This is a genomic window from Halodesulfovibrio aestuarii DSM 17919 = ATCC 29578 (genome assembly GCF_000384815.1).
Classification (GTDB): domain Bacteria; phylum Desulfobacterota; class Desulfovibrionia; order Desulfovibrionales; family Desulfovibrionaceae; genus Halodesulfovibrio; species Halodesulfovibrio aestuarii.
Genome location: NZ_ARQF01000006.1, coordinates 1 through 9,085, shown reverse-complemented (window position 1 = coordinate 9,085; position 9,085 = coordinate 1). Strand labels below are relative to the sequence as shown.

At 40.8% G+C, this 9,085-nt stretch carries 12 protein-coding genes and 1 pseudogene; 7 read left to right on the top strand and 6 right to left on the bottom strand.

Translation table 11 applies throughout. The features are described from left to right. The 6 genes and pseudogenes from F461_RS19350 to F461_RS0100125 form a co-directional block, all read left to right on the top strand. A pseudogene (locus F461_RS19350) lies at window positions 1-261 on the top strand (hypothetical protein); the annotation flags it as partial. A gap of 8 nt (window positions 262-269) precedes the next feature. After that, window positions 270-881 carry a hypothetical protein gene (locus F461_RS18345; protein ID WP_019999137.1) on the top strand — a complete coding sequence of 204 codons (612 nt, stop codon included), beginning with the start codon at window positions 270-272 and terminating at the stop codon, window positions 879-881. Window positions 882-884: 3 nt separating this feature from the next. Continuing rightward, the gene (locus tag F461_RS18340) at window positions 885-1,220 is read left to right on the top strand and encodes a hypothetical protein (protein WP_019999136.1); all 336 of its coding nucleotides are present in this window, start codon (window positions 885-887) and stop codon (window positions 1,218-1,220) included. A 139-nt stretch (window positions 1,221-1,359) separates the two neighbouring features. Next, window positions 1,360-2,757 carry an MrcB family domain-containing protein gene (locus tag F461_RS0100135; protein WP_143154873.1) on the top strand — a complete coding sequence of 466 codons (1,398 nt, stop codon included), beginning with the start codon at window positions 1,360-1,362 and terminating at the stop codon, window positions 2,755-2,757. 76 nt (window positions 2,758-2,833) lie between these two features. Continuing rightward, complete coding sequence (locus tag F461_RS0100130; RefSeq protein ID WP_143154872.1) at window positions 2,834-3,157, top strand: hypothetical protein; 324 nt, start codon at window positions 2,834-2,836, stop codon at window positions 3,155-3,157. 215 nt (window positions 3,158-3,372) lie between these two features. After that, on the top strand, window positions 3,373-4,182 hold the full coding sequence (locus tag F461_RS0100125; protein ID WP_019999133.1) for a M48 family metalloprotease: 810 nt from the start codon (window positions 3,373-3,375) through the stop codon (window positions 4,180-4,182). 45 nt (window positions 4,183-4,227) lie between these two features. Here F461_RS0100125 and F461_RS0100120 read toward each other — a convergent pair whose 3' ends face one another. The 6 genes from F461_RS0100120 to F461_RS0100095 form a co-directional block, all read right to left on the bottom strand. After that, entirely contained in the window at window positions 4,228-4,710 is a 483-nt protein-coding gene (locus F461_RS0100120; protein ID WP_019999132.1) for a hypothetical protein, read from the bottom strand. Window positions 4,711-4,810: 100 nt separating this feature from the next. Further along, entirely contained in the window at window positions 4,811-5,404 is a 594-nt protein-coding gene (locus F461_RS0100115; protein WP_019999131.1) for a hypothetical protein, read from the bottom strand. A 212-nt stretch (window positions 5,405-5,616) separates the two neighbouring features. Beyond that, window positions 5,617-6,234 carry a hypothetical protein gene (locus tag F461_RS0100110; protein ID WP_019999130.1) on the bottom strand — a complete coding sequence of 206 codons (618 nt, stop codon included), beginning with the start codon at window positions 6,232-6,234 and terminating at the stop codon, window positions 5,617-5,619. Between the two features lie 69 nt (window positions 6,235-6,303). Further along, window positions 6,304-7,581, bottom strand: coding sequence for a hypothetical protein (locus F461_RS0100105; RefSeq protein WP_019999129.1), 1,278 nt, complete (start codon window positions 7,579-7,581; stop codon window positions 6,304-6,306). Between the two features lie 90 nt (window positions 7,582-7,671). Then, complete coding sequence (locus tag F461_RS0100100) at window positions 7,672-7,971, bottom strand: hypothetical protein (protein ID WP_019999128.1); 300 nt, start codon at window positions 7,969-7,971, stop codon at window positions 7,672-7,674. 105 nt (window positions 7,972-8,076) lie between these two features. Next, the gene (locus F461_RS0100095; protein ID WP_019999127.1) at window positions 8,077-8,550 is read right to left on the bottom strand and encodes a hypothetical protein; all 474 of its coding nucleotides are present in this window, start codon (window positions 8,548-8,550) and stop codon (window positions 8,077-8,079) included. 119 nt (window positions 8,551-8,669) lie between these two features. On the opposite strand from F461_RS0100095, the gene F461_RS0100090 reads away from it, so the two are divergent. Next, window positions 8,670-8,984 carry a hypothetical protein gene (locus F461_RS0100090; RefSeq protein ID WP_019999126.1) on the top strand — a complete coding sequence of 105 codons (315 nt, stop codon included), beginning with the start codon at window positions 8,670-8,672 and terminating at the stop codon, window positions 8,982-8,984. Window positions 8,985-9,085: the final 101 nt, after the last annotated feature.

Below are 9,085 nucleotides of genomic sequence, written 5' to 3'. Positions count from 1 at the left end.
TTTACCGTTGGTGCAGGCGGAAAATATTCCGTTGGAAGCAAAGGTGGTGCTGAAAAGGTTTCTCCAACCGTAAGCACGACTGCGTCACATGACCACCTAATCGCATATGAGACTGGTAATGATCTGTCGGGTTCCACTTATCACAACTTCAACAGCCGCAATACTGGCGATCCCGATGATGGAACGGCTCACACTGGTGGTTCTCAGGCGCATGAAAACCGGCCGCCATACATCGGCGTGTTTTACATTAAATATCTATAGGAGAAGTTATGCACGTAACAGTTATTGCACCAGATAAAGTAGTTCTAGTTGATGGCAGCGCTCTAAAACTACCTAACTTTGATTTTGATGAAACTCTTCACGCTATCCAGTTTGATGGGCAGGAGGGACAAATTGAATTTGAAACACCGGACGGAGGCGTAACCACTGCACCAGTCACAGAATTAGAAGTGCAGCCATATGTGGAAGCATGGAATGCAGAAAAAGCACGACTTGAAGCGATTGTTCCACCGCCGTTAACACTTGATGAAGCCCGCACCGCAAAGCAACGTCAGATCGCAGCCGCGCATGATGCGTTTCTTAAATCTCAAAGCGTGGAATATTCCGAAATGGAGCGGCAAACATGGGATAGCCAGCGTACAGAATCACAAGCGCTTCTCGCTGATCCACAAGCAGCAGCTCAACTTGTACGAGCGATTGCTAATGCACGCGGCATGGATGTGATAGAAATGGCGCGGCGCATTCAAGAGAACACACAGGCATGGTCAGTTCTTGCAGGCCACGCCACAGGTCAGCGCTTGAAGTATCAAGACGCGTTGGAAGCTTGCACGACCGTTGAACAGGTTGAGGCTATTTCTATTTCTTTCACTACACCGGAGTAATCAATGAACCTACTCGCACCGACTACCTACTTAGAAGCCTCTGAAGATCTTAAAAATAGAGTTTGCAACGGCTGCGGCCCAGACGGATTAATAGGCAAACTTGTTCCGGAACATCTTCTAGGCGCAAGCATTGCCGAGGCATGTAATATTCACGACTGGATGTACCAGGAGGGAGAAGATAAGCAAAAAGCAGATCTCTATTTTTTGGCCAACATGATCTACCTGTGCACCCAAAAAAGTAAGTGGCTTTTACCTGCTCGAGCACTGATGGCTGTGCACTTTTTCCTAGCTGTTCATTATGGCGGAGAGGAGTATTTTGTGGTGGATGAGGCTACGTAATAATTGTAGCAGAAACGTATTTAACAAAGCGTTGCAGGTTTTATCCTGTAGCGCTTTTTTTAGGCTTTGGCTTGACGCAGTTGGCTGAAAAGAAATACTTTTCCAACGAAAAATACCAATTAAAGCCAGGAGTTTAATAGTGTCAAAATCATCTTCAATTTATCCTGTGAAATCATTTTCCTGGACACTATTGTCGTCAAATATAGCTCAAAAGCAGCTTGATAAATCGGCCTTTTTTCATAATGGCTCAAGACTACCGAAGCACATTAGGCCTTTTTTTAATTGCCAAAATCACATATCTGCTCAGAACATCATACTGCGTTATAAAGGGAAAGAGTATCAGGCTGCAGTTGTCTATAAGCAAAAGATTAATCGTTTTAACTTAATGTGGCGGGCTGCTTTTTCAAAACAGTTAGCGAAAATGTTCCCGGATAAAAAACGAGATAGTGGTGTCCTGAAATTTACTAAGTTGCGTGATGACTTTTTTGACGTTGAGCTGCTGCGTTGCGACAGTCAGCGGGCAGGCTCTAGCATTACCCCGGTCACAGCAGATGACACAACATCCATTAAAGAGTGTCTTCATTATATCATGAAAGAGCTTCAACGCGGGGCTACAGGTGAAGAGTATACTGACCATCCATTAGCATGCTTTATCCGCGGCGAGTTCAAAGAAGAACTTGAATCTGCAATTGATCAAAAATATTCATCACTCAAAATTTCTACAAGTGCAGGTGCTGGCCAGTGGGCGAGTGTTGTGTGGGGAGCAGTGCTCGACCCCATAGTTACTGCTACCGCAACCAAAGGCTATTACCTCGTTTACTTATTTCACTCTTCTGGGAAGAAAGTTTTCCTTTCGTTGAACCAGGGAGCAACTGCGGTTGAAGAAGAGTTTAAAGGTAACGCAAAAGAGGTTTTGAAAAAGCGTGCATCGTTTATTAGGCAGCGGTTAGGCAAAAAGGTTACTTCCAATATGGTTAAGACTATTGACCTAGGAAGCAGTGTTAAATTGCCACTCCAATATGAAGCAGGACACTCCACCGGTTATGTTTATGACTTTGACAAACTGCCTTCAGAAGCAAAGTTGTTAGAAGATCTTTTTGAACTATGTGGTTTGTATAACGCATTAACATTTCGTGGTGGAGTTACCTCGTCAGTTGATGAAGAAAAAGATAGTAAACGTTCCAAAAAATCAAAAGACGCAAAGAAGAAAACTTCACTTAACGAAAAAAGACAATACAGCCTTCATAAAAAAATTGATCGCAATTCCGTTTTAATCGCGGAAGTAAAGAAAGTGAAAGGCTATCGTTGTGAGGTGTGTGGGATGTCCCTTGAAGAAAAATATGGCGACCTTGGTCGCGAGTATATCGAAGCACACCATCTAGTTCCTATTTCAACGTTAGAAGAAGAGGTTGAAATACCACATGACCCTGTTCACGATTTTGCTGTTCTTTGTGCGAATTGTCATAGGATGATTCATAGATTGGATGATCCAAGTGATCTTAGCCAGTTACAACAACGCATTAAAGCTGTAATTTAGTAGTTAATGTAACTTAATAAGCGTTGCAGATTTACGTCTGTAACGCTTTTTTATGTTTTGCGTTAAGCTAACCCCTATGAAACGTGCAATGTTATATGATCCGGTGAAATTTCTGCGGGATAAGGGGGTCACTCTCCGGCTTGGCTTGCCACAGGATGGCAAGCAGCAGATAGAAGTGTGCTTTGACTCTCGGTACAGGGAAGCCGACAAGGTACAAGCCATATATAAGCGAGTGCAGCAGAGCTATAGCCTGATTCTTATGCAATTGAATGTAAATAAGGGAATGCCGCCGCTCTCTGTAGAGTCCTTACTTGCTAAAGACTACATCCGCATTGCATGCGATGATCGCGGCAAAAGGCGCTATGTAATTACAGAGCGGGGAAAGCGGTGGACACGATAAAAAGCTAACCTAATGTTTTTAATAAATATTTGACAACTACCAATTGTCCTCGATATTATTCTGCCCCCTTAACCAGCCGGACACTTAACAAATGTCCGGCTGGTTAAGGGGGCGGCAGAATTTTTTTTAAAGGTTTTCCTCTGAATGTAACAGATGATGAAGATCAATCTTTACGGATGGAACTACCACTCTATTTAATTACTAAAGAGGTGCGTGTGTCTAGAGCTGCTCTTACATATGAACAGATTATGGGTGATGAAAAAGCAATGTTGCGTGACACGGCTCTCGACCTTGAAGATGGTCCTCACCAAGAGATCATTAAGCTCATGGTATTGCTGACAAACGAAATTTTCTTTGAAACTCATCATGGTTATTTGCCGAGTGATAACAAGCCGGCTGGTGACTTACCTGATGATAATGAGCTTGCTGACTATGTGCGGCGTGCCACTCCTTTTGACCACTTCGAATATGAGGACATCAAGATTCCAATTGTTGCAGAAGATACTTACTTAGGAAATGTAAAATATTCTCTGGATTGTATCACTGGGTGTATTGTTGCACTCCCCCCAGCGACTATTGTCGTTAACTCCTATAGCAAGGACCACACAGATTCTGCTGAATTTAAGTCATTGTTGTGTCATGAAGCAGGACACCTTTTAGGTGGGCACACGACTTCCAGATCTCCAATCGCGGACTATTCTAATATTAGCCAAGAAGTTCTGGATGAGATCAACAACAGCGAACAGCCTGAACTCTTTCTTTATTATCATGCTATGGCCACTTGTGCTCTTAATGGTGGCTATGAAAATAGAGAGATGGAGGCCAACATTATTGCATACAAAATTTATCATGAATTAAATTATCATGATAAATATGGCTGTGATTTTTTAACAGCACAGGAACGGCTCAATACTCATCAAAGCATTTCTACAAAAACGCGAATGATGACAAAAAATATGGTTGCTGAGTTAAGAAAATATGAGCATAACGAGCTCATTGAAAAAGCTAACTCATTACTCATTTAATCAGTAACAAAAAAACGCTGTATCATCCTGATACAGCGTTTTTTCTTAAGCGACGTTCCCTCGCTTATTCGATGACCCGTTACGAACTAATACTCCAAACACTCCAAGAATTACAAAACACCCAAATGCAATGACTCCAAACGGGACTTTACACTTTTGATTCGACTGGGTTACCTCTACCTGTCGTTGCTGTGTTTTATTAAGTTCCTCAAATATCCTATTTATAGCTTGCAATTTTATTTCATCCGAATCCATTGACTGAGCAAGATCTCTTACCGCGTTAACCGAGATGTTGAGGGACGAAGTGAGTTGAATCAGCGTTTCTTTTGTAATGCCTTCATCATGCTTCAGTTCTGCCAGAGAAACTTCTTTTAGCTCTTGAAGAATAGAAACGAAATTTGTTTCTTGAAGAAGCGCTGTAAGCCAGCCTGAACTTGGGCTGACATGTTGGATAGTCTCAAGCAACTCCAACACTTCATCTTTTGTGTAATTCTCTTTAATTTCCGGTAAATCTTGTGATGCTGTCATAGCGAATCCTTTTGCAGATGTATTACCCTTTCGGGGATACAAGTGTTTCTTTTAGGAGGTGAAGGTTTAGGTGGATGAAATCAAAAAACACTATTTAGCTTTACTGAGGTTCGCCCTTTGGCAGAATCAACACAGCGTTCTCAGCACGTTTTTTTACAGCTGTAAGGAACTCTTCCTTATCAGGTACTGAGTCAGGCCATTTTGAGAAGGCATGTTTACCGTCAAGCTTTTCACCATAAGCGAAAAACATATTAAACCAACCACTCTCGGTGAGATCATGATGAACATAGGCAACTTCAACTAGCTCTCCATAATCTTTATTTTTTACAGCAGTTCTGTACTCGCCATTTACTCCGTATGGAACAACACTAATCAGGTGGGCTGTAGGATCCGTCTTTGCAAGGTCATTTAATGATAATTTTTCCTTAAATGTCCCAAACCGACCAAAAACAACTACCACCCTATCATCCTTAGTAAATACAAAAGCACCATCCTGAGTGCCAGTGTAGGTATATTCATCATTCACTCTTAGTAACGTATACTTCTTCCCATCAAAGTTCATAAAGAACTCATTTCCGCTTCTCGTAACATCAAACTTGTAATTATACGTCCAAGCTGGTGGATACTGTTTTGCACAACCAGCAATGGCTAGCAGAAAAAAAGTGCCAAATAATAGCATGATAGTACGTTTCATAATCTATCTCCCGTATGTGTAGATGTGTGTTGTTCAGATTGAAGAGATGGGAAAGACTAAAACAAAAGCTTATTCATATGCAGCTCAAGGTAGAAAAGGGAATATCGCCACGCCAGTTGCGTATCTGCTGTCTAGTGGATTGATAGCCGCAGATAAACATAACGGAACATGGCGATATGTAATTACCGAAAGGAACAATGGGATGAGGTCGTTTATTCGCCCTGTCTAGCGATTATTGCAGCATACTCATCTGACTGATCAAAATACATTTGAAGTCCATTATTCCCTGAAAAAATTTTGCCCTTCTCTACCAACGCCTTAAGATCAACCTTATCAATAAAATCTTCATCCATTCCGTTAATTGCAAAATCATAAAGAACAGCAATAGACCGTGGTTCCAATCCTATTGGTGACAAACAATGGAGAGCACCTCCTCCATTCGGATACTCAGTCATTTGATATGCCGAGAGACTTTTTACATTCAGTATATCTAACGCTTTATAAAATTTAAGACGCCATATCTCACTCATAATCAAACAAGATTCTGTATAAATCTGCGTCTTTATTCTTCTTTCAAGCTCTTTATACTGCTCAATGCTCCTTGCAGAAGCTAACCAATTCATACGAACAGGCTTAGGCGGAATATCTTCTGCCCCTCCAGATAGCACCTCGTATGCATTTTTTAAGCTTTGACTGGCAAGATTCATCAACTCTTTATCCTTATCGTATCTTAACTTTCCATAATACATATATAAAGAGACACCGATAGATATTAATGAAATGACAATTGCAACCCACGGAGCAATCTGCTTCCAAAGTTCATCAATCATATTTTCTATTTCCTCCTATCAAGAAAAGCCCGCTAAGCAAGCAGGCTTTTTTATACATAAATTATGATACTAAGATCTTACCCCATTCTCTAAATCGGAGTTAGAAGAACTAGAAGTTGAACCCTCATCTTGGACTGTTGTAGGAAAAGTTTCAACTTGCTCAGATTCATTCTCCGTTAACTCTGATGAACTGAAAGGCTCAGATTCGGATTCAGATTCGGATTCAGATTCGGTCTCTAAAACTAAATTCGGTTGTGAACTAGGTTGCACTTCATCAAGGTACAAAAACACACGAAAAATAGTCTTTGAGTAGTAGTTATAGTAAAGATAGTAAAAACGAACTGCAAAAATTATTGAACAAAAAAGTAAGCCCATTGTAATAATCTGAAAGGCTGGCATATCTGAAGCAAAATTATTGTGAGTTATAGATATACAAACAGCTGTAAACCAACACGCAAAGGCTAAGTTTCGCATAAAGCCATAAAGTGACAAAAACTTATCGATTCTAGCTCGCACTACATTGTCACGATTAATTACATACCAGTATAAACTCCACCAAACCTCTGTGCTCTTTGCTGTTTCAAAATCAATGGAAAAAATTCTATTGTATTTCTCTTTAATTTTTGTTGCAAATTCAACGGGAAACTTATCTCTCATTCCTAAAAGTTTTCCCAAAAGCAAACTAATCAAAAGCATAGGTAAAGAAAAAACTAAACTAAAAAACAGAAAAAAACATTGGTACCATTTAATTAGCAAATGCGGTGAGCCTTCTTGCCCCGGTATTGACATTAAACCTTCATTGATAATTTTTGCCAACAACCAAACAAACAAAAGAATCACCGAAAGTATAAAAACATCATCTGTACCAAAATGATTCACTAAAAATAGTTTTATCTCCTCAGGCAGCACTCCATCTATTTCCACTCGATAGCTATATAGAACAACCAAGACGTATTGCATCGTAACAAAAAAGAGGTAGAAGTACCTTGTAACATTCAATTGCCACTTTTCATCACTTGTAAGGTTAATGTTTAGCAGTCTATTTGTTGGGTATTGAGTTACTTTTTTCACAAAAAGTTTCTCATAAACCATTGAAGAAAATGTTCCTGCAATATGCCCCATTACATAACTCAACAATGCAAAAACAACTAACCCAGAGATAATAATAGTTGTACTAGGAGTATCCTTTTGAGTGAACAATGCTTTCAGCGCCGTGCAAGCTTCAGTGGAGCAACCCATTGCATAAATAAGCAATGTTCCAAATCCTAACATTGTAACCATTCCTGGAACGAGATACCCAAAATAGTCGTAACTATCTATCCTGATCCCTCTTGCGGTCTCATTCATAAGCCCCCCCCGAATACTAGATACGTAGCTTTTCTTATTTTAACGAAGTCTTAGCTCAGATGCTTACTCTATTATTAAGAGCACACCCAATTAAGAACAAAAAGTATTCAGAAGCGTGACAAGGTCAAATGAATTACCAACATGATATTCATCAACAAACCCGCCGTCCTCAAAGACAAAAACTACCCACCGTGCAGAAGAATGTTCGACTTCAAACGAGTCAGCAACAAAGACATGAACGTCAAAAGGGTTATTTCCTTTTTCAATATTGTCTGAGTAAGAATATTTATTATAGCCAGCTAAGTTCATGAGGTATTCAGGTCTGGTGCCAGATTCATAAAACTCTTTTTCAATCTTTGTTGCAGCACCGTTCTTAAACTCGTAAGCCATCAGCGTATCTCCCGCCTACTTCATCAGTAAGCCCTTACTGTGTCCATTTGTCGCAATCCGCTCCCCCGAGCTTGCACCTTGCACGACTACATGGGCATCTGTTTTCTAAGTCCTTTTCATACTCCAGTCGCATTTGTCTGCGAAAGCCGAAGCTTCAAGAGTATTCGTCTCAGCCTGAGTGTGTGTCTCATTCTGTGAATCCAAAATTTTCATTACCGCCTGCTGGATAACTTCTGGCGAAGCGCCTGATCCTTTAAGTATGTCAGTCGCAACTTTCATGCGTTGAGCAATTGGATCAGTAATTGGCGCGTCTTCTTTTTGTGTGTCTGTTTCTTCCCCAAGAAACAGTCCACCTTCGCCCAATAGAAGCCAAGCTGCGGATAAATCAAGCTTACGGCAAATACGCCCCAAATCTTCAGCACTAGGGCGCTGCCCCTTAGCCCACTTCCTTGATTTTCCACCAGAAATTCCAAGTAGATTATCAAATTTTGCAAGACTAAAGCGTCCGCCGCCGTTTTCTTGAATTTTTTTTGAAGCGACTTCTTTAATTATTTCAAATTGTTCTAGCCAATCGAGCACGAAAAGCTCCAATGTGAGCCTAATTAGGCTTGAAAGTAAGACTAAATAGGCTTATCTCTATTTTAACGAAACAATGAAACCAAACACCATAAATCGAAATAACCGCAAGGGGTTAATTGATGGAACAACGAAACCTGATTCCCGAATTCATATCTGATTTGACCCGTAGTGAAAAGCTAGAAATCTACATGAAGCGTAAAAAGCTGTCGTTTTCCGATATTGGCAAAGCGATCAAAGCATCGCGTACCGCTGCGTACAAGCTGCTTCATGGTAAATCCGTTCCCACCTACCGACATGCGCAGCTGCTTAAAGCTGGCATTCCAGAAATTTTGATTCCACCTGCCCTAGACATTGCACCAGGGCCAAAGCCTAAGAAATCCATACTCGTTTCCCCAGACGATACCGAGCCAAATTACATGGGACAGGCTGCATAAACATCACGCGCCCTGTCCTGCCTACCGATGCTGCTAACAGTGCCGCATACCTAGTAATACAGGCAACGTGCAATTTTTTGGAGAACTACCACCATGACAAA

Excerpts from the sequence above, each read along its gene's own strand:
- F461_RS0100110 (WP_019999130.1), bottom strand. The coding sequence starts at position 6,234 with ATGATTGATGAACTTTGGAAGCAGATTGCTCCGTGGGTTGCAATTGTC.
- F461_RS0100100 (WP_019999128.1), bottom strand. The coding sequence starts at position 7,971 with ATGGCTTACGAGTTTAAGAACGGTGCTGCAACAAAGATTGAAAAAGAG.
- F461_RS18345 (WP_019999137.1), top strand. The coding sequence starts at position 270 with ATGCACGTAACAGTTATTGCACCAGATAAAGTAGTTCTAGTTGATGGC.
- F461_RS0100090 (WP_019999126.1), top strand. The coding sequence starts at position 8,670 with ATGGAACAACGAAACCTGATTCCCGAATTCATATCTGATTTGACCCGT.
- F461_RS0100105 (WP_019999129.1), bottom strand. The coding sequence starts at position 7,581 with ATGAATGAGACCGCAAGAGGGATCAGGATAGATAGTTACGACTATTTT.
- F461_RS18340 (WP_019999136.1), top strand. The coding sequence starts at position 885 with ATGAACCTACTCGCACCGACTACCTACTTAGAAGCCTCTGAAGATCTT.
- F461_RS0100120 (WP_019999132.1), bottom strand. The coding sequence starts at position 4,710 with ATGACAGCATCACAAGATTTACCGGAAATTAAAGAGAATTACACAAAA.
- F461_RS0100130 (WP_143154872.1), top strand. The coding sequence starts at position 2,834 with ATGAAACGTGCAATGTTATATGATCCGGTGAAATTTCTGCGGGATAAG.
- F461_RS0100115 (WP_019999131.1), bottom strand. The coding sequence starts at position 5,404 with ATGAAACGTACTATCATGCTATTATTTGGCACTTTTTTTCTGCTAGCC.